Annotated in this window: 22 protein-coding genes; 8 read left to right on the top strand and 14 right to left on the bottom strand. The window is 71.2% G+C overall.

Annotated elements, in window-relative coordinates; all coding sequences use genetic code 11:
• Window positions 1–44 precede the first annotated feature (44 nt).
• The 4 genes from ACFVX4_RS29580 to ACFVX4_RS29565 all read right to left on the bottom strand — a co-directional run bounded on the left by ACFVX4_RS29580 (window position 45) and on the right by ACFVX4_RS29565 (window position 3,330).
• The gene (locus ACFVX4_RS29580; RefSeq protein ID WP_389982794.1) at window positions 45–1,061 is read right to left on the bottom strand and encodes a hypothetical protein; all 1,017 of its coding nucleotides are present in this window, start codon (window positions 1,059–1,061) and stop codon (window positions 45–47) included.
• Window positions 1,062–1,115: 54 nt separating this feature from the next.
• Window positions 1,116–2,132 (bottom strand): phosphotransferase, encoded by a 1,017-nt coding sequence (locus ACFVX4_RS29575; protein WP_389982792.1) that lies wholly within the window; start codon window positions 2,130–2,132, stop codon window positions 1,116–1,118.
• A 116-nt stretch (window positions 2,133–2,248) separates the two neighbouring features.
• Window positions 2,249–2,689, bottom strand: a complete 441-nt coding sequence (locus tag ACFVX4_RS29570; protein WP_389982789.1) for an NUDIX domain-containing protein — start codon at window positions 2,687–2,689, stop codon at window positions 2,249–2,251.
• A gap of 131 nt (window positions 2,690–2,820) precedes the next feature.
• The gene (locus ACFVX4_RS29565; protein ID WP_266430513.1) at window positions 2,821–3,330 is read right to left on the bottom strand and encodes a DUF664 domain-containing protein; all 510 of its coding nucleotides are present in this window, start codon (window positions 3,328–3,330) and stop codon (window positions 2,821–2,823) included.
• A gap of 205 nt (window positions 3,331–3,535) precedes the next feature.
• Between ACFVX4_RS29565 and ACFVX4_RS29560 the strand changes: the two genes are divergently transcribed.
• The gene (locus ACFVX4_RS29560; protein ID WP_389982785.1) at window positions 3,536–4,480 is read left to right on the top strand and encodes an aminoglycoside phosphotransferase family protein; all 945 of its coding nucleotides are present in this window, start codon (window positions 3,536–3,538) and stop codon (window positions 4,478–4,480) included.
• Window positions 4,481–4,529: 49 nt separating this feature from the next.
• Here the strand turns inward: ACFVX4_RS29560 and ACFVX4_RS29555 are convergent, their stop codons facing one another.
• Window positions 4,530–5,639 carry a hypothetical protein gene (locus ACFVX4_RS29555; RefSeq protein WP_389982782.1) on the bottom strand — a complete coding sequence of 370 codons (1,110 nt, stop codon included), beginning with the start codon at window positions 5,637–5,639 and terminating at the stop codon, window positions 4,530–4,532.
• Window positions 5,640–5,949: 310 nt separating this feature from the next.
• Here ACFVX4_RS29555 and ACFVX4_RS29550 point away from each other — a divergent pair, with 310 nt between their 5' ends.
• Together ACFVX4_RS29550 and ACFVX4_RS29545 are read left to right on the top strand one after the other, a co-directional pair.
• Complete coding sequence (locus ACFVX4_RS29550; RefSeq protein WP_389982779.1) at window positions 5,950–6,090, top strand: hypothetical protein; 141 nt, start codon at window positions 5,950–5,952, stop codon at window positions 6,088–6,090.
• The gene (locus tag ACFVX4_RS29545; RefSeq protein WP_389982776.1) at window positions 6,087–6,398 is read left to right on the top strand and encodes a hypothetical protein; all 312 of its coding nucleotides are present in this window, start codon (window positions 6,087–6,089) and stop codon (window positions 6,396–6,398) included. Before ACFVX4_RS29550 ends, ACFVX4_RS29545 begins: the two co-directional genes overlap by 4 nt.
• Window positions 6,399–6,425: 27 nt before the next feature.
• On the opposite strand, the gene ACFVX4_RS29540 is transcribed toward ACFVX4_RS29545, so the two are convergent.
• From ACFVX4_RS29540 to ACFVX4_RS29520, 5 genes are all read right to left on the bottom strand, one after another.
• Window positions 6,426–7,463 (bottom strand): MsnO8 family LLM class oxidoreductase, encoded by a 1,038-nt coding sequence (locus tag ACFVX4_RS29540; RefSeq protein WP_389982773.1) that lies wholly within the window; start codon window positions 7,461–7,463, stop codon window positions 6,426–6,428.
• Window positions 7,464–7,561: 98 nt separating this feature from the next.
• The gene (locus ACFVX4_RS29535; protein WP_389982770.1) at window positions 7,562–7,753 is read right to left on the bottom strand and encodes a DUF6381 family protein; all 192 of its coding nucleotides are present in this window, start codon (window positions 7,751–7,753) and stop codon (window positions 7,562–7,564) included.
• A 69-nt stretch (window positions 7,754–7,822) separates the two neighbouring features.
• Window positions 7,823–8,284 (bottom strand): hypothetical protein, encoded by a 462-nt coding sequence (locus ACFVX4_RS29530; RefSeq protein WP_389982767.1) that lies wholly within the window; start codon window positions 8,282–8,284, stop codon window positions 7,823–7,825.
• Between the two features lie 179 nt (window positions 8,285–8,463).
• Window positions 8,464–9,282: a hypothetical protein gene (locus tag ACFVX4_RS29525; RefSeq protein ID WP_389982764.1), complete on the bottom strand. Its 819-nt coding sequence runs from the start codon at window positions 9,280–9,282 to the stop codon at window positions 8,464–8,466.
• 1 nt (window position 9,283) lies between these two features.
• On the bottom strand, window positions 9,284–9,616 hold the full coding sequence (locus ACFVX4_RS29520; protein ID WP_389982761.1) for a hypothetical protein: 333 nt from the start codon (window positions 9,614–9,616) through the stop codon (window positions 9,284–9,286).
• A 562-nt stretch (window positions 9,617–10,178) separates the two neighbouring features.
• Here ACFVX4_RS29520 and ACFVX4_RS29515 point away from each other — a divergent pair.
• Both ACFVX4_RS29515 and ACFVX4_RS29510 read left to right on the top strand, forming a co-directional pair.
• On the top strand, window positions 10,179–11,243 hold the full coding sequence (locus ACFVX4_RS29515; RefSeq protein WP_389982759.1) for a tetratricopeptide repeat protein: 1,065 nt from the start codon (window positions 10,179–10,181) through the stop codon (window positions 11,241–11,243).
• Window positions 11,240–12,292, top strand: coding sequence for a polyprenyl synthetase family protein (locus ACFVX4_RS29510; RefSeq protein ID WP_389982756.1), 1,053 nt, complete (start codon window positions 11,240–11,242; stop codon window positions 12,290–12,292). Before ACFVX4_RS29515 ends, ACFVX4_RS29510 begins: the two co-directional genes overlap by 4 nt.
• 53 nt (window positions 12,293–12,345) lie before the next feature.
• Here the strand turns inward: ACFVX4_RS29510 and ACFVX4_RS29505 are convergent, their stop codons facing one another.
• A complete protein-coding gene (locus ACFVX4_RS29505; RefSeq protein ID WP_389982753.1) occupies window positions 12,346–13,227 on the bottom strand; it encodes a LysR family transcriptional regulator in 882 nt (293 codons plus the stop codon).
• Between the two features lie 75 nt (window positions 13,228–13,302).
• Here ACFVX4_RS29505 and ACFVX4_RS29500 point away from each other — a divergent pair, with 75 nt between their 5' ends.
• Complete coding sequence (locus ACFVX4_RS29500; RefSeq protein WP_389982750.1) at window positions 13,303–14,016, top strand: hypothetical protein; 714 nt, start codon at window positions 13,303–13,305, stop codon at window positions 14,014–14,016.
• A complete protein-coding gene (locus tag ACFVX4_RS29495) occupies window positions 14,016–14,207 on the top strand; it encodes a hypothetical protein (protein WP_389982747.1) in 192 nt (63 codons plus the stop codon). Before ACFVX4_RS29500 ends, ACFVX4_RS29495 begins: the two co-directional genes overlap by 1 nt.
• On the opposite strand, the gene ACFVX4_RS29490 is transcribed toward ACFVX4_RS29495, so the two are convergent.
• The 3 genes from ACFVX4_RS29490 to ACFVX4_RS29480 all read right to left on the bottom strand — a co-directional run bounded on the left by ACFVX4_RS29490 (window position 14,183) and on the right by ACFVX4_RS29480 (window position 16,841).
• Complete coding sequence (locus tag ACFVX4_RS29490) at window positions 14,183–14,617, bottom strand: hypothetical protein (protein WP_389982744.1); 435 nt, start codon at window positions 14,615–14,617, stop codon at window positions 14,183–14,185. The two genes, ACFVX4_RS29495 and ACFVX4_RS29490, sit on opposite strands and share 25 nt — an antisense overlap.
• A 188-nt stretch (window positions 14,618–14,805) precedes the next feature.
• The gene (locus ACFVX4_RS29485) at window positions 14,806–15,546 is read right to left on the bottom strand and encodes a 2OG-Fe(II) oxygenase (RefSeq protein ID WP_389982741.1); all 741 of its coding nucleotides are present in this window, start codon (window positions 15,544–15,546) and stop codon (window positions 14,806–14,808) included.
• 509 nt (window positions 15,547–16,055) lie between these two features.
• Window positions 16,056–16,841, bottom strand: coding sequence for a hypothetical protein (locus ACFVX4_RS29480; RefSeq protein ID WP_389982739.1), 786 nt, complete (start codon window positions 16,839–16,841; stop codon window positions 16,056–16,058).
• A 9-nt stretch (window positions 16,842–16,850) separates the two neighbouring features.
• Between ACFVX4_RS29480 and ACFVX4_RS29475 the strand changes: the two genes are divergently transcribed.
• On the top strand, window positions 16,851–17,381 hold the full coding sequence (locus ACFVX4_RS29475) for a GNAT family N-acetyltransferase (protein ID WP_389982884.1): 531 nt from the start codon (window positions 16,851–16,853) through the stop codon (window positions 17,379–17,381).
• Window positions 17,382–17,483: the final 102 nt, after the last annotated feature.

The following is a 17,483-nucleotide window of genomic DNA, read 5'->3' as shown; positions in this document are numbered from 1 at the left end:
GCGCACACCCGCGGCACGCACCGGCGCCGCCGCGCCTCATCGCGCTACTGCATCACCTGGAGCGCGGTGTGCCCGAAGGACCGCTCGCAGGAGTAGACCTGCATGGTGCAACCCCGGCCGATGGTGACCTGGGTGGGCTCCTGCGGCTGCGGGTACACCACTCCGGGTGCCGCGTCGGCGGCTTCGTCCTCGACGGGACGCCAATGCTTCTCGTTGTCCCATTCGCCGCTGTCCACGGTCAGCAGTGGGCGGACGCCCCCGCCGCAGTCCGGGCACTCCATGGGCCACGGATCGCAGAAGCTCCAGTTTCCCCAGCCACCGAGCTTCCATCCGGGCGCCACGGACAAGGCGCCCTGGTACAGATGGTCGCGCTCTTCCTCCCAGGCCCTGACGCGTTCGGCGAGTGCCTCGTCCAGTTCGTGCGGTGCCGGGTACTCGGTGACCCGTTCGGGGTGCAGGAGGCAGGGGCCGGGCAGATAGTTGCCGTTGTCGATCACCGACGGCTCGGGCGGCGTGGTCAGCGGCGGACCGACTTCGGCGGCCCTCCGCCACACCAGACACATCCGCGGAAGGCAGTCGTCGCCGTGGTCGAAGGGGCACCACAGCACCTGGAGCAGACCCGTCGCCCGTGGGCCCGGCCACGGGCCGTCGCCCTCGGCGGCCGGGAGGTCACGTGCGTACAGCTGGGCGACTGCCAGCAGGGGGACCGGCCCGTTCTGCGGGATGCGCCGACCGCTGTAGCCGACCCGGTCCACGGCTTCCCGCTCCTGCGGGGTGAGGATCAGCCGGTTGCCCTCCGCCCGTGCCCAGACCGCGGTCAGGACCCGGCGTTCGGCCCGCACCTCGTCGGGGGCGAAACCGAGGTGCCACGGGCCCGCGTGCTCCGGGCAGGTGGGCCACGGTTCGTCCCGTGGCCACAGCAACGGCCCGCCGACGGAGCTGTCCTCGACGGCCGGCCTCCCCGGGCGCGGGTGCAGCCGCACCGCCGTGCGTGCCAGCGGGGCGAGATCCGGGAACTCCTCGGTGATGTCGACCGGGCGAGGCGGCGCCGTGCGGTGCATCGGAGCAGCGTAGTGGCCTGTCCCCGGCCCGGCGCACCGCCCGCCCGTCCGCCCCTACAGCGGTGGCTCGGTGGCGAGTTCCAGCAGCCAGCCCGCGCTCTCCGCGTCGCCGGCCCCGCCCACGCTGCTGGACGCGCCGGGGAAGAGCCGTCCCCAGGAGCAGGCCCGGCCGATCGCCCCGAGCCGCCAGGCCAGACTCAGCGCACGCCTCAGCTCGGCCTGCGTGCGGCCGTCGCCCGTCCACTGCTCCAGGTAGGCGTCCCGCAGCCGGGGCAGTGCCTCGGCCCCGAACCGTTCACGGGCCGCACGGGCGGGGACGAGGAAGCTGCAGAACGGGTGGGCGACGGCCGCGTCGCCCCAGTCGAAGAACGTGAAACGGCCCGGCTCCGGCGCGAAGAGCTGGCCGTCGTGCAGATCGGAGTGGTCGAGCGTATCGGCGATGCCCGCTGCCGCGAGCTCCTCGCACCACCCGACGAGCCGGGGCCGCAACTCGCGCAGGACCTCTCGGTCGGCGGGCTCCAGCGCGGTGTTCTCCTCGACGACCCGGTCGAAGGTCTCCGGGAGCACGGTCGTGCGCGCGCCGGGGACACCGAGCCGTTCGATCTCGTCGGTGTACGGAACGAGGGCGCGTTGCATTCCGGCGTACTGCCGCAGCGGTTCCTCCCAGGCACGCGGATCGACCGCGGTACGGGCCGCCGAGTCGAGTGCGTCGCGGAAGAGCGTGCCGCCGTCCGGAAGCAGGGACCAGCCCCGGCCGGCGTCGACGGCGAGCGGCTTCAGCACGTACCCGGGCACCCAGCGGGCCAATGCCTCGGTCAGCCCCGCCTCGAAGGCGCTGGCGGGCGGGTTGGCCTTGAACCATACGGCGTCGCCGCCCGCGACGGACATCCGCACCAGCACGGACCACGGCCGGAGCCTCACCTTCCGTGGCCCGGTTTCGCGCAGCCCATGAGCGGCGAGCCCGCGTTCCGCCCATCCGAAGACGTCCTCCCGCCAGTCCTGCTGTTCCCAGGGCGTCACCGCATCCTGGTACTGGCCTCGGTCCACCGCTGCCGGCGCATCACTTCGCATCGCGCCATCCCACCACCGTGCCGGTCCGGTCCTCATCCGAATTTCCGGCGACGGTACGCGGTCAGGCCCGGCACAGGGCGCAGGCGGCCTCTCCCGGACCGGGCAGGGCGAGCGGCCTACTGACGCACCGGCTGCGCGCCGATCATCGCGAGACCGTCGATCGCCGCGGGGGACAGCCGTGACTCCTCCAAGCCCGACAAGGGCATCCAGCTGACGTCGGAGGTGGAGTCATCGGTCTTGGTGACCGCGAGCGGTCCCGGTTTGAGGTCGACCACGTAGAAGAGCCCCACGAGATGCCAGTTCACTCCGAGCCGGTGCGCGGTGTACGACCGCGCGTCCACCAGCCGGGCGTCGAGAAGCTCCAGGCCGGTCTCCTCGTACAGTTCACGGGCCAGCGTCTCCCGCGGCTGCTCACCGGGATCGATGCCTCCGCCGGGCAGGTGCCACAGTCCGGGCAGGAAGACCGGTGAGCTGTCCGAGAGTCGGGTCAGCAGCAACTGGTGATCCGCGACAGCGAGCGCATATGCCGAGATACGTGAACGTACATCACTTCCCACGGGTGTCCTCCGGTCATCGAGGTCCACGGCTCCGACCGAGCCGTTCGGGACAACCTATCGATCACACAAAGGAGTTCGGACACGGGACCGCCGGCTGACGGTCGCCGGCAGTCCCGACCGCGGGCCCCGGTCTACCGGCGCTCCAGAGCCCCCCGGACGAAGGCGGCCTGACCTGCGTGCTGCAGATCGTCCGAGATGACGCTGATCAGACGCACTCCGAGGCTGACCGGCGGCGACCACGCCTCGTCGACGATGCGGTCCAGGGCCGCGTCGTCGAGCCCGCGCACGAACCCGACGGTCCGCTCGTGGACCGCGTCGTGGTAGCCGAGCAGCAGTTCGGCCGAGCCCACCCGCACGGCCGCGACATCCGCGCTGCTGTGTCCGTACCCGGTGGCCTCCTTCGCGAAGGGCAGATCGAAACGGGAGGCCCAGTCCTCGGAGAACCAGACCTGCTCGACACCGGCCGCGTCCGAGACATGGTCGTCCTGGATCCGAGTGAGATGCCAGACGAGCCAGCCGATCGAGTTCGCACCGTCGTCGAGACGAGCATGGAGGTCGGCGCGTGAAAGGCCCTCGACCGCCGAGTGCACCGTCTCCCGGACGCGGCTGAACGCGTCGGTCAAAAGGTCAGCACTGTTCATGCCATCACCTTCGCCGCTGCCGGGCCCCTCCCCCGCCATCGACACGCACCGCGCACCGCAGCCGCTCCGTTCACCGGCCGCGGCCTCGGCAGCGTCCGGGCATGTGCATAGGGTGGCAGCATGCTTTGACGCCTGCCCGGAAGCCGGGCACCACCATGACCTCCCTCGTACCCGATCGATTCCGGAACCGACGAAGGAGAGACACATGAATGCCACCCACCCCATCGACGTCCCCGCCGCGTTCGCCGCGTCCTACGGCACGAACGGTGGTGCGTCCGGCCGTGCCTGGATCGCCGCGCTGCCCGGACTGGCCGCGGACTTCCTGGACCGCTGGACCCTGCGGCTGGACGGCCCCGCAGCACACGGCATGGCCTCGCTGGTGCTGCCGGTGACCCGCGCGGACGGCATGCCCGCGGTGCTGAAGCTCCAGCAGGTCTCCGAGGACAACATCGGCGCCGCGCCGGGCCTGCGGGTGTGGGACGGCAACGGGGCGGTGCACCTGCTCGACCACGATCCGGGCACCGGCACGATGTTGCTCGAACGGCTGGACGCGGCGAGGCCGCTGTCGGCGGTGGCGGACGACACGGCCGCCGTGCAGATCCTCGCCGAGCTGATGGCCCGCCTGGTCGCGGTGCCCGCGCCACCGGGCTTCCGGCAGTTGGCCGACATCGCCGCGGCCATGCTCGACGAGGTGCCGCGTGCCGTGCCGATGCTGCGCGACCGCGCCGAACGGCAACTGGTGCGCAGCTGCGCGTCCGCGGTGGCCGAACTCCTCGGCGAACCGGGCGACCGCCTGCTGCACTGGGACCTGCACTACGACAACATCCTCGCCGGACAGCGGGAACCGTGGCTGGCCATCGATCCCGAGCCGCTGGCCGGCGACCCGGGTTTCGAGCTGTTACCGGCGTTGGACAACCGCTGGGCCGAAGTCGTGGCGACCGGTGACGTGACCCGCACGGTGCTCCGCCGCTTCGACCAGCTGACCGAGGTGCTCGGCCTGGACCGGCAGCGGGCGACCGGCTGGACGCTGGGCCGCGTCCTGCAGAACGCGCTGTGGGACATCGAGGACGGCAGGACCGCCCTGGAGCCGACCCAGATCACCATCGCCACGACCTTGTTGAGCCGTCAGGGACGGGAGCACCGCCGATAGACCGGATTCGAGCCGGTTCGGTCCGGCAGGACGGTCTCGCGGCCACGGTCTACAGCATGGTGAACCGTCGGCGCGCCTCGTCGAACAAGCGCGGGTAGTCGCTGCCGTACGTGACCGCCGCGGCGAACAGCGCGTCGAGCGCGGCACGCAACGGGTCCGTCTCCGTCGCGTCGAACAGTGCGGGCACCGCCATGGCCTGCTTCAGGATCCCTCCCGGGCTGCCGTCGGGCGAGTCCACAAGCGTGTGCGGGATCGTCCGGTCGGCGAAGAAGCGGTCCCACGTGCGCCGGAGATCGTCGAACGGCGCCGGCAGGTCGTGCCCGAGGTCGAGTGCCGCCAGCGCGGGGGCGATCCAGTCGACGCCGCTCAGACCCGCTTCCTCGTACGCGCGGTGGGCGGCCCAGCGGGCGATGGACCGCTGGGCCGCCGGTCCCGCCGCGTCCACCGCGTGCAGGAGGTCGCTGTCCAGGCGCAACAGCCCCGCCACATTGCCGCCGACCTCCCGCAGGCTCCGGCTGGGCAACCGACCGCCCCATTCCTGGGCTTCGGCGCGCCTCTGCGCGGCCTCCTCCGCTCGCGCCTGCTCCGCTGCCCGGCGGCGCTCGGCCTGGGCGCGCTCTTGTGGTGACGGGGGCGGCGGCAGGAGGCGCGCCCGCCGATGCCAGTAGTCCGCGGTCTCTGCCGTCTGCCTGACGATCTCGTCGGGGCGGGGTGCCGCCGGCCAGAACTGCAGCAGGTACTGATCGGCTGTCGCCTCACCGGCGAGAATGGCGATTTCGTCCTCGCGCGCGCGGTCCATGTCACGCCCGCAGTAGCGCACCCGGTAGTCGGCCACGGGCAGATCCAGCGATACCAGGGGGCCGTCGCCCCACGGCTGGACGACCGTGGACTCGGAAGCGGGCCGGAACGGAACCTCGACCACGTCCTCCCAGCCGACGTCGAGCGCGGGTGCGGTGTCGTGCACCTCGACGGTCAGCCCCACTTCCCCGGTGTGCAGGCCCGTGGTCAGAAACAGATATCCGGGCACCGCGGCTCCGCAGAGCCCATTGGCCTGCCCGGCGCAGGGCTCCGGCCCATCCGGGTCGTCCGTGTCGGGCCTGCTCTCCACATAGAACTGCCCATAACTGACGTGCAGTTCCCCGCAGTACACCGTTCGCATGCCCACCCCTTTGCCGGTTTCCGGTATCCGGGCCAAAGTATGCGGGCCGGGTCCGACAGTGCCGGTGGTCCCGGAGCATCGCGCCGGGAGACCGCTCCGCCGCCTGCCTCGGGCGGCCTTCTGCCTGCCGGACCGCTCGGCCACTCCCCTGCTCAGCCGGATCTGAGTAGCCGTCCCCACGCGCCGACCGTCACCCGCCTTCCGGCGTCCGCACCATGAGTTCCCTTCACCCCGCTGTCCGCCACCGGTCCGCGCCGATGTCGCGCACCTCCCGACCGCCCGTCACCACGGCCGGCGCGGAGGCCGGCTCATGCTGACGAGGAAACCCGTTCTCCCGATTCTGTTGTTCACCGGCTCCCTGCTCGTCGTGGCGATGGGCCTGGCGTGCGGGAAGCTCCCGGACGGGTTCGACGCGTACGCATGGCCGGAATCCGAGTGGAGCCCCAGGTGACGGAGGATCAAGGTCGCAACGGTACGTGCTCGCTGCTTCTGGGCATCGGTGGTGCGGCCGCGTCCGGATGTCCCTTGCTGCCGTCCGTCGTCTCGTCGTGGATCCGGTTCTTCCCCGTCCACCTGGTGGTGCCCCTCGGGATCTGTGCGGTCGTCTCCGGCGTCGGCGCGTTGCGCGACATGCGAGGGCTGGAAGGTGCCGACCGCCTCCGTGCGCGGGCCGGGGTCGTTCTCGGCTCGATGGCCATCGTCGTCCCGGTCGCGGTCGTCGCCTGGGCCTGGTGGGCGCTCAGCCATCTGCACGGCTGACCGGGCCGCGCCGCTCGCCGGGTGCTGTCACCGGAGTGCGCCGGGCGCTCCGCGCCGGGAGGTCAGTCGCGCGATCCGGGCCAGTCGGCGCAATGAGTCGACCAGAGCCGCGCGGTCGTACGTACTGGTCGTGACGAGCACCTCGTCGGCACCGGTCTCCTCGATGACCGTTTCGAGCTCCGTGGCGACTTCGTCCTCCGTGCCGTGGAGGTGTCCGCGCAGCCCGTCCTCGTAGAATCGGCGCTCCTTCTCCGTCATGGTCCGCGCCTCGACCCGCTCGGCGGGGGCGAGCGGCGGGAAGACGCCGTGGGTCCGGGAATGAGCCATGGACCACGCTTCCGGGATCAGGATTCGACGGGCCTCCGCCGCGCTCCCGGCGAGCGCGATCGTGCCCGACACGACCACATAGGGCTCTGCGGCCCAGGAGGAGGGGCGGAATTCCCGGCGGTAGCGCTCGACGGCGCGCAGCAGCTTCTCCCGGCCGCGGAGGTCTCCGACCACCAGCGGCAGGCCTGCCGCGGCCGCGATGCCCGCGCCCTCGCCGGTGGCCAGCAGGAACGGGGGTATGCGCAGGCCCTCGGCGGGCAGGGCATGGACCTGCGGGTGGGCCCGCTGTGTGCCGTCCAGCCAGCCGAGCAGTTCGGTGAGCTGCCCGGCGAAGTCCTCGGCGGCCGGCTTGTCCCGGCCGAGCGCCCTGCGGATGCCGTCGGTGAAGCCCACGGAGCGGCCGAGACCCATGTCGATCCGACCGGGGAACAGGGACTCCAGCACACCGAACTGCTCGGCCACCAGCAGCGGTTGATGGTTGGGCAGCATCACACCGCCGGTACCGACCCTGATGGTGGATGTGGCGGCCGCGACGGCCGCTGCCAGGACGGTGGGCGCCGATCCGGCGACGCCCGGCACGCTGTGATGCTCGGAGACCCAGAACCGGTGGTACCCGAGCTTCTCGGCCTCCTCGGCGAGGCGCACCGAGTCGCGCAGCGCCTCCGGACCGTCGTGCCCCTGACGGATGCGGGAACGGTCGAGCACGGAGAACCGGGTGGATGCGATCACTGAACTCACATCCTTGTTCAACGCCCGGGGCGCGTCAGGATTCCCCCGGCCCCGTACGGAGTCCTGACGATACGGGGCCGGGGAAACGGCAGCAGGCCCTCCCGGCTTCACTCCATGGGGTAGATGTCCCCGCTCGCCATGCCGCTGACCTGCTCACTCTCCGATTCGATCCGGCCGGCCTTCTCCTTCAGACGCCGGCGTTCCTCGGGGTCGGTGGTGCGCTCGGCTTCGTCTTTCAGGTCTTTCGCCTTGGCTCGCATCTGCCGCACGCGACTGCGCAGTTCGTCCGACTCACTCATGATCACTCCTTGGATGTGCGGGACCCGCCACGGGACCGGGCGTCGCCCGTCCGGTCCCCGGCCGACGTGTCAGGATCGGGACCGGTGCCATGGGCAACTGGACGCACGCGCGCGTGAGCAGCGGGCCTTGGAGCTCAGGAAACCGAGACCGATGCCCAGCATCCAGAAGTCCTTGGCCATCGGGATGCCGTTCTGGGTGGGCCGGAGGCTTCCGGGCTCCCGCAGCCCGGGAACCCGCAGATACAGACCGATCAGGCCCCCGGAGAATCCGGTCAGCGCCAGCCCGGCCAGCCGGGTCGGCACGAATGGGGCGAGCAGCGTTCCGCCGACCGCGATCTCCGACCAGGCGAGCAGTCGGGTGAACCGCTCGGGCTCGATCTTCTTCAGGAACGGGTAGGCGACACAGGCCATGCCGTGCAGGCCCTCGGCCGTCTCCACGTCGGCTTTCAGCATGTCCAAGCCGGAGTTCAGGATGAACGCGCCGGTGGCGAGGCGAGGGGGCACATCGCGCGGTTCGACAGTCGTCGTCATGGGAGCCTCCGTCCTGTACCGGGCCCCTCGTCGAGCTTAGCCAGTAGGTGCCGGTGGCGCTTCACAAGGAGAGTCCCGACCGCGGGCCCGGCGTCGTGACCTCCGCCGGACCCGCCCCGGGTCAGGTGATCGGGCCCGACCCGGAGGATCGGACGAGCCATGGTTCCGGATTCAAGGATTCAGCCGGTTGTGGGCGCTGCCGCCGCGGCCGCATCGCCCGCCACCGTGACCTGCTGTCCCCTGCTCGTGGTCTGCGAGGTGGTGCTCAGGCAGCTTCCGGACGACGGATCGGTGACCGTGGGAAGGCTGCCCGTATGGGCCACGCCCGCCTCGGTGCCGACCGGTTTTCCGTACGTCACGGTGACCCGCTGGCCGCAGCCGGCCGAGAGGTAGGGCTCGATGAAGCCCTGATCGGCGTTCTTGAACCGCCCGGAGGCGGACGGAAGCCCGAAACTGCCGATGTGTGCCACCGGCTCTCCGGTCGCCGTCTCGACGACGTCCCCGGTCATGAGCTGCGTCGCCCCGCTCACGGAGGCCCGCTCGAGCACCAGGGAGTACATCGTCCCCGGTGTGTAGCGGAAGCGGACCGCACAGCTCACTCCGGCGCCGCCGTCGGCTCCGTAGGTGCAGTGGTCGTCCGTTGTCGTGGCGTCGGCGTTGAAGGAGCTGAAGATCGCCTGAAGTACGCGGTTCCCGTTCGCGTCGACGGGCTTGGGCTGGAAGCCGGCGTAGGGGCGTGTGCCGCTCTCCAGGGTGGTGTAGTAGGCGAAGTAGATGCCGGACGCGTCCGGCGCGGAGTCCACGGCCATCGGAAGCGTCAGCGTGGTCACGGGCGTGGGTGCGTTCGTGGTCCAGCGCAGGGTGGGCGTCGAGGCCCACGACTGCCCTGCCGCGCCGACGGCGAGCAGCGTGGTGGCGGCGAGGACCGTGCCCGACCGCACGAGGCGACGCAGTTGTCTGCGGGCGGGGGTCCCGAAGTGTGTGTTTGTGGTGCTCATGTCATCTCCGATCGGTGAGCTTGCTGGGATCGACGGGCGGCTTCGGCAGCCCCAGCGCGGCGAGTGCGGCAACTCCCGCGGAGTCGATCGGGAGAGCCCACTGGCGGACGAAGAAATCGGTGAGCTCGTATCCGGCGGTGCGGGCGGCATAGCCGGCCAGGGCCAGGTACTGGCGGGCGTTGATGACGGGGTCGTGCGTGTAGTCGTCGACCGGGGCGTCGTGCTGGTGCTCGCTGCGCACGAGCCGGTGCAGCTTCGGCCAGAAGTCCTCGCCGAACGCCAGCTCCAACGGCACCGGCCAGGGCGCCCAGGATCGTCCGGCGGCTCGTGGCACGGAGGACGGAGCCTTCCGACGCCCTGGAGGCCGGCCCCGTGTCGTGTCCGGACAGCGGCGAGGCGGCGGCGAGATGAGCCGGAGTGGTGAACGGTGTTCGGGCAGGGCGCATCCGGAAACTCCTATGAGGATCAACGGAATCGGAGTGTTGTACGGGCTGCGCGCCAGCATGTAAGCGATTGCCATAGGGCGCAAGAGGCCCTCAAATGTTTCTGTCTTTTACTATGGCCAGGACATACGCGGGCGACAGTAACCGCTAACACTCTTCGGTATTACGGGTGGACTTGGCGACGCCGGGGCGATTTTGGCCGGATGGCGAGGAATCGGCCACCGGCTCGCAGTCTCTCCGTACCGACGATGTCGACTTCCGTTGATCGCGGAGCAACCTCGGACGCGCGACCGTCGTCTTGATCCACAGCAAGGCGGTTCGCCACAAGCGACAAAAACCGCCTCCGACCCCCACGAACACCCGGGTCCGTCCATCAGGTAACTATGCACGCAATGTATACACTAGGTGCATAGTTGTTTCCCGTCCCGATCCGGCCGCGCATGAAAGGCCCCCATGCACAGCAAGGCACTGGCGCCCGAGTACCAAGGCGCCCTCACCAAGATGTCGGTGAACTCCTCTCTCACAGACGTACTGGCAGAAGGAGTACGTCACTTGAGGGAGGCCGAGCTCTCCGGTTCACCACAGGAGGTGGCCCGGTGCGGGCTCGCCGTCGCCGAGGCGCACCGCAGGCTCGGCAACGTGACGGAAGCCGATCGGGCCTGGAAGGCCAGTTACCGGTCCGCCCGCTCGGCCGGTGACCTCGGGGCAATGGCCTGGGCGTTGTGGAGCGGGGGGACGCTGGCCCGACAGCGCGGTGAACTCAGGCTCGCCTTCCGGCTGTTGGGGCTCGCGGCCGACATGGGAAAGCGCGGCGGGGACATCGTCGCCCGCGGCTACTCCCTCGCCGGCCTCGCGGAGACCGGTCGCATACAGGGCGACTACCGGACCGTGGCCGCACTGCACGAACAGCTGCTCGCCGAAGCACGCGCGCGCGGCGAGGCGCGTCACACCGTGTGGGCGCTGGAGGGAATCGCGCAGATCCACCGCAACACCGGCTCGCTCGACACGGCCCTGGCCATGTTCGAGGAGGCGGCCGAGCTTGCCGGCAACGCGGACGACCGGCGCGGCCGGGCGTGGGCCCTGCGCGGCATGGCCGACATCATCTCCCTGCGGGACGGCGACACGGAGCGCGCCCTCGCTCTGCTCTCGGAGGCCGAACTCACCTGCCGTGAGATGAATCTGTCCAGTGCGCTCGCCTACAACCACAAGATGCGCGCCAACGTCCTCTTCCGCGCCCACCGTTACGAGGAGGCGCGCGAGGTGTACGAGGAAGCGCTCGCGGAGTTCCGCGCCATGACCGAACCCCGGGGTGAGGCGCTGGCCCGGCTCGGTCTCGTCAAATCGCTCGCCCGGCTCGGCCGCGACCGCAACGACACCGCGGCGGATCTGCACGAGTTGCGCCGCACCCTCAGCCGGATCGGTCTGCTCAACGCCCGGGACATGGTGGACAAGGCGTACGCCGAACTCGGCGTGGCCCCGGTCGACGGCGACACGGACGAGGAGAGCGGACGACGATGACACCACCGCCCGCAATCCGGCAGGCCGCGGCGCCGGAGGTGCTCGCCCGCTGCCGCGACCTCGTGCGCCCGGCGCTCGCACAGGCCGTGCGGCGCCTGCATCCGTGGCACGCGGAGATGGCCGCCTTCTCCCTCGGGTGGGACGCGGCGGACGGCAGCCCCGCCCCGGGCTCACAGGGCAAGGGGATCCGCCAGGCCCTCACGCTGCTCAGCGCCGAGGCCGCCGGGGCGCCGGCAGAGGACGCGGTGGTCGGCGCGGTCGCCGTGGAACTGATCCACGTCTTCTCCCTCCTCCACGACGACATCATGGACGGCGACGAGACCCGCAGACAGCGCGCCACCGTGTGGAAGGCGTACGGAACCGGCCCGGCGATCCTCGCGGGCGACGCACTCTTCGCGCTGGCCGTGCAGACCCTGGCCGACTCGCCCGGAAGCCACAGTGCGACGGCGGTCCGGCATCTCGCCGGGACGCTGACCGACCTGGTCCGCGGCCAGGCCGACGACCTGCTCTTCGAGTCCCGGCCGTGGAGCGGGCCCGAAGCGGTCCAGCCGCACGAGTACCGGTGGATGGCCGAACACAAGACAGGTGCGCTGCTCGGCTGCGCGGCGGGCCTGGGCGCGGTGTTCGCAGGTGCCCCGACCCCGACCGTCGACGCGCTCGCCCGAGCGGGCCGGCATCTCGGGGTGGCGTTCCAGGCGGTGGACGATCTGCTCGGGATCTGGGGCGATCCCGAGGTCACGGGCAAGCCCGTGCACAGCGATCTGCGCCGGCTGAAGAAGACCTATCCCGTCCTCTCGGCCCTGGCCACGGACCATCCCGCCGCCCGACGGCTCGCCACGCTGCTCGGCACCGGAAATCCGCTCGACGGCACCGACGCCCGGCGGGCGGCCGAGCTCGTCGAGGAGGCCGGCGGACGCTCCGCCACCCTGGCCGAGGCCCACCGGCAGCTGGACAGCGCTCGGCGCAGCCTGGAGAGCGTTCCGCTCGCTCCATCCGCGCTCGGCGAGATCCTCGCGCTGCTCCCGTTCCTCATCGACCGCACCGGCTGACCCCGGTCCGGCCGACGGTCCCTTCTTCTGCTCGTCTGCTCCTCCGCGCCTCGTCAGCCGGTGAGCCCGGCGATGAGCTCCTGCGCGACGGATGCCGGGGCCCTGGGATGGAGCAGTTCGGTGCGGTGGACCAGGCGCGGGGCGGAGAGCCGGATGCCGGTCGTGCCCGGCAGGGCGGCGGTGAGGGCGAGGGGCAGGGCCGCCAGTCCGTGTCCCGCGGCGACGAGCAGCCCGAGGCCGTGCACATCGGTTCCGCGGTACGTGATGTGCGGGCGGAACCCGTCGGTGTTGGCGGCGGCGCGCAGCTGGGCGAGGGGAACAGCGGTGTCGGGGGCGTCGATCCAGTGGGCGTCGGCGAGGTCGAGGAGGCGCAGGGAGCGCCGGTGCGCCAGCGGGTGGCCCGCGGGAAAGAGAACGGCGAGGGGCTGCTCGGCCACGGCCAGGCCGGTCATGGGCCCCGCGTCGGGCACCGGCAGCGGGTCGCTGGGGGCCGCCGCACCGTCGATCAGGCCCAGGTCCACGGCTCCGGTGAGCACCGCCTGCGCCACCGCTGCCCGTCCGAGCACCTGGACGTCCACGGCGAGTCCGGGCGTGTCGGTGCGCAGGCGGGCCAGCTCCCCGGCGACGGCGGGCGTGAGCGCCGCGGGGCCGCAGGCGAGGGTCAGCCCGGTGGGATGGGTCCGTCCGACCCGGGCGACATCGGCACGGGCCGCGTCGAGGCGGAGCAGCAGCGGTGAGGCGTGTTCCATGAGCCTCTCGCCCGCCGCTGTCGGCCCGACGGGGCGGCGCTCCACCAGCCGGGTGCCGAGATCGTTCTCCAGGGCGGCGATGTGCTGGGACACGGCGGACTGGGTGTAGCCCAGCGCCTGGGCGGCGGCGGAGAAGGAGCGTTGTTCGACGACGGCGACGAAGGTACGCAGCAGATGCGGGTCCATGGGTATCAGTATTGCTAATGCTGGATGCGCAGATCATCGTTGGACGTGATGTGGAAGCTGCGATTCGATGGGGCCATGACCCACACCGCACGTATCGCTCTGGTCGGCGACCGGGATCCGGCCGTCCGCTCCCATACCCGCGTCCCAGTTCTGCTGGACTCCCTGCGCAACCGCGACGGACTGGACCTCGACGCCTACTGGATCCCCACGCAGGAAGCCGTGGAGGGCGTCGAGGGGTTCGACGCGGTCTGGGTGCTGCCCGGCAGCCCGTACCGCAGCGAAGCGGGGGCGCTCGCGGCCATCCGTACCGCCCGTGAGCAAGGCATTCCCTTTCTGGGCACCTGCGGGGGCTTCCAGCATGCCCTGCTCGAGTACGCCCGCAATGTGTGCGGACTGGCGGACGCCGGTCACACCGAGAACGCGCCACTGACCGCCGCCGAGGACGCGGTGCTCATCCCGCTCGCCTGCTCGCTGGTCGGCCACGAGGGTGCGATCGAGCTCACCGACGGGTCGTGGGCCGCCCAGCTCCTGGGCGCCGAGCGCACGGTGGAGCGCTATTACTGCAACTACGGCCCCAATCCCCACCATCTCGACCTGCTGCGGTCGCATGGACTGCGCTTCACCGGCATCGACGACGCGGGCGAGGTCCGCATCGCCGAACTGCCGGCACATCCCTTCTTCCTCGCCACCCTCTTCCAGCCCGAACTGCACGGCGACGGCACCCGGCCCCACCCCTTGATCACAGGGCTGGCCGAGGCGGCCGTCCGACATGCGAAGGGCACGCACTGATGCGGATCCAGAACGCCACCTCCAGGGGCTGGAGAACGCGGGCGGCGGCCGTGGTCGCCGCCTATCTGCGAGCCTGCACGGTCCCCGACGCCTGCGCCACCAGCCCCCTCGCGCCGGTTCCGGACGCCGCGCTGACCGCCGCCCGCGTCGACGCGCCGGGTCACCCCTATGCCCGGCCCGGGGGCTCGTAGCAGGTGGTCCAGCCGCGGCGCAGGTCCCAGGTGCCTCCGTCGGCGCAGGCGCCGCGCAGACCGTGGACGGTGTCGGCGCCGGCGAGTTCGACGAGTCGCGGGGTACCGAGCGAGGAGAAGCCGAAGGTGCGGTCCGCCGCCCAGTCGGTGGACCGGCGCAGGCGCCGGGCCAGCCGGGCCACGCCGCGCGGAGCCCCGGCCAGCACCCACCCGTCCGGGGACTGGGCGGTCAGCCGCCGGGCCGGACGGAGCCACGAGGCGGCGTCCTCCGGCCAGTCGACGACGACGAGCACGTCCTTGTCCAGGTCCTGCCAGCAACGTACGAACGCCTGCGCGGCGTCGACGGATTCGGCGTCGCGACCGTGTCCTACGGCGACGGACCGGATGCGCGAACGCGGCGCGGTCAGCAAGCCGATCAGAGCGGCCAGCTCCGCTTCGGTGTGTGCGTGCGGTGCGGGGCTGTCGACGTCAGAGGTACTGAGGCCGGGTGACGTACTCCGCGCGGCATCCGCGAAGTGTCCTCGGGCGACCGTCCGTTGTGCGGAGGGGCGATCCAGCCGCCCGCACGACCGCCCGGGGCGGGGCTCGGTGGCGTCGTTCACCGGGCGTCGTGGAAGACGAGGCCGAGGGTGCGGCGCCGGCCGGAGCGGACGGTGCTGACACCGTGCCGCATGGGCGCGACCGACCAGCCGCGCTTGGAGGCGACCGGCCGGTCACGGGTGGTGAAGACCAGCCCGTGGCCCTGGAGAAGGGTGGTGGCCGATCCGCGTGACTGCGCGCGGGGCCGCTGTTCGGTCATGAGGAACTCACCACCGGTGTAGTCGGCGCCGGGCACATCGAGGCCGATGACGACCTGGAGCGGGAAGAGCATGTCGCCGAACACGTCGCGGTGCAGGGCGTTCCAGTCCCCGGCGCCGTAACGCAGCAGGATCTGGGCGGACTTGGACTGCCCCGCCGCATGACACGTGCCGAGCCACTCGGCCAGATCGTCGGGCCACGGCGCGGCCGTGCCCAGCTTCGCGGACCAGTCACGGGCGATGTGCAGCAGGTGCGGATAGAACGCCTCACGCAACTCCCCCACCATTTCGGGCAGATCGTGGGTGAAGTAGCGGTACTGGCCGGAGCCGAAACGGTGGCGGGCCATGTCGACGGTGGAGCGGAAGCGCTCGGTCTCGTCGTACAGAGCGGCGATCTCCCGGCACTGAGCGGGGGTGAGCAGCCGCCCGGTCGGCGCGCTGCCGTGGGCGGCGAGCTCGTCGGTGAGCGCGGTCCAGTCGGTGGCGTCCACCAGGTCGCGCACGGTTCCGGCCGGGCGGGCCGGGTGTGTGGTGTCGGTCATGGGTCTGATTCCCTGTTCCCCAGGCTTCCGCCTGTCGGTCGTGCGCTCAGCGGGCATGGTGATGGTGCCGTGCCGAACGGGGTGCCATCGGCAGCCGTTCCTCCCCGGACCGGCCAACCGCGGCCCGGGAAGTTCGTTCCCCGGCCCGGCTCCGGCTCCTCCTCGATGGGGTGTGGTCGTCCCCACCCGGCGTCGCGACGGGTGGCCCCGTGATCCATGCTCGCTGACCGCCGGCACCGGATCTGGCGCTATTCGGACATTGCGCTGCGCAGCAGTGCCCGACGTGCGAGACGCGACCTGAGAGGTGCGACGTGCGCTGCACGGAAGCGGTGTTCTCCCGCTGGTACAGCCGTACGGGAGACGCGCTCGACCGGCCACGGGCGACCGGTCTTCGCGCCGGGTCCTGCCTGACGTCCGACGGTGGAAGGACACCGTGCGTCGGTCGTTGCGTGCCGGGTCCGGCACGAGGGGTGGCCCGTCGGCGGGCCGGTTCCCGGCCCGCCGCGAGATCACTTCACCGTGACGGCATCACCCGTCGAGACGACCTTCATGGTCGTATTCGTACCGAGGAACGCCCAGCGCCAGCTGCCCGAAGCGGCGGCCTTCACCGTCGTGCGGAGGTGGCCCTTGCTGTCCGTGGTCGCGGTCTTCACCGTGCTGTACCTGCCGCCCGGCTTCTTGTACTGAAGCTTCACCACCTGCTTGGTGAACGCGTGGTACTTCAGGTCCGTCCAGTTGGCCCGTGACAGCTTTCCGGTGACGGTGAGCGTGCCGCCCTTCCGCACGGGCTCGGGCGCGGCGTCGGTGGTCAGGGTCGCGGCACGCTTCATCTTGAACGAGGCGATGCTGTCCGAGATCCAGTAGTCCCCGTCATTGGCGTGGACCGTGGCGCTGACCTGCCAGTCGCCCGCGACCGCGTTGGCGTCCCAGCCCTCGTTGCCGCTTCCGTAGGAGTCGATCCACGACGGGTCGAATTCCATCGTCGCGGTGCACACGGAGGTCGTCGTGCTGGTCTTCTTGCATGTCGTACCGAGGTAGTCCACCGGTCCGTGACCATTGGTCCGGTTGAACGCGGACACCGAGCTGACCTTCTTCACCCCCGAGTTGTCCTTGATCGTCATGGTGATCGGGAATCGCTTGACGTTCTTGATCCCGACGATCACGCTGCCGCCGTCATTCACGACGGTCTTGGTGACCCGGATGTCACCGCGCCCCTCCGCGTGTGCGGCCGGCGCCACCATGACCGCGGCGGCAACCGCTCCCACCGCGGCGAGCGCGGCGATTCTTCTGTGCATGTCCCACCCCTGTTCTGCCCCGCCCGGTGGCGGGGCAACAGAGTAACGATCACCGTGTGGCGTCCCGCACCGGGACCGCCTACGCTCCGGCCGCCGCACGCGCGACCTCGACCAGAGCCGCACCTCAAGGCCGTTCCGGCTTCCGGGCGGGACAGCCGGCGAGTTGCCTACAGTTTCGCCGTCGCGGACAGCACCGACGCGGCGCTGGGCAGTGTCGCGGTCAGCAACGTCGATCCCCGGCACGCCACCGGTTGGGTCTCCTACTGGACCGCCTCCGCTGCCCGCGGCAGGGGCGTGGCAACCCACGGCTTCCGGGCGCTGGCCGACTGGTGTCTCGCCGATCTGGGACTGTTCCGCCTGGAACTGGGGCACCGCACCGACAACCCCGCTTCCTGCCGAGCTGCCCTCGCGTCCGGCTTCACCGCCGAGGGTCTCCAGCGGCAGAAGCTCGCCTACGACGGCATCCGCTACGACGTCGAGATGCACGCACGCCTCGCGACGGACCCGCAGCCTGCCCAACAGCCCCTGGCGAAACCATGACTCGGCCTCCGGGCGACGGCGGACTCACCGGTCCCACCACCCGGCCCCGTCCTCGGGTCGACCGGGCCCGGATCGAGCTTTCCACGGTCGAAGAGGCAGACC

The sequence above is a fragment of the Streptomyces sp. NPDC058240 genome (assembly GCF_042882135.1).
Classification (GTDB): domain Bacteria; phylum Actinomycetota; class Actinomycetes; order Streptomycetales; family Streptomycetaceae; genus Streptomyces.
This window is presented reverse-complemented; position numbering and strand designations above follow the sequence as displayed.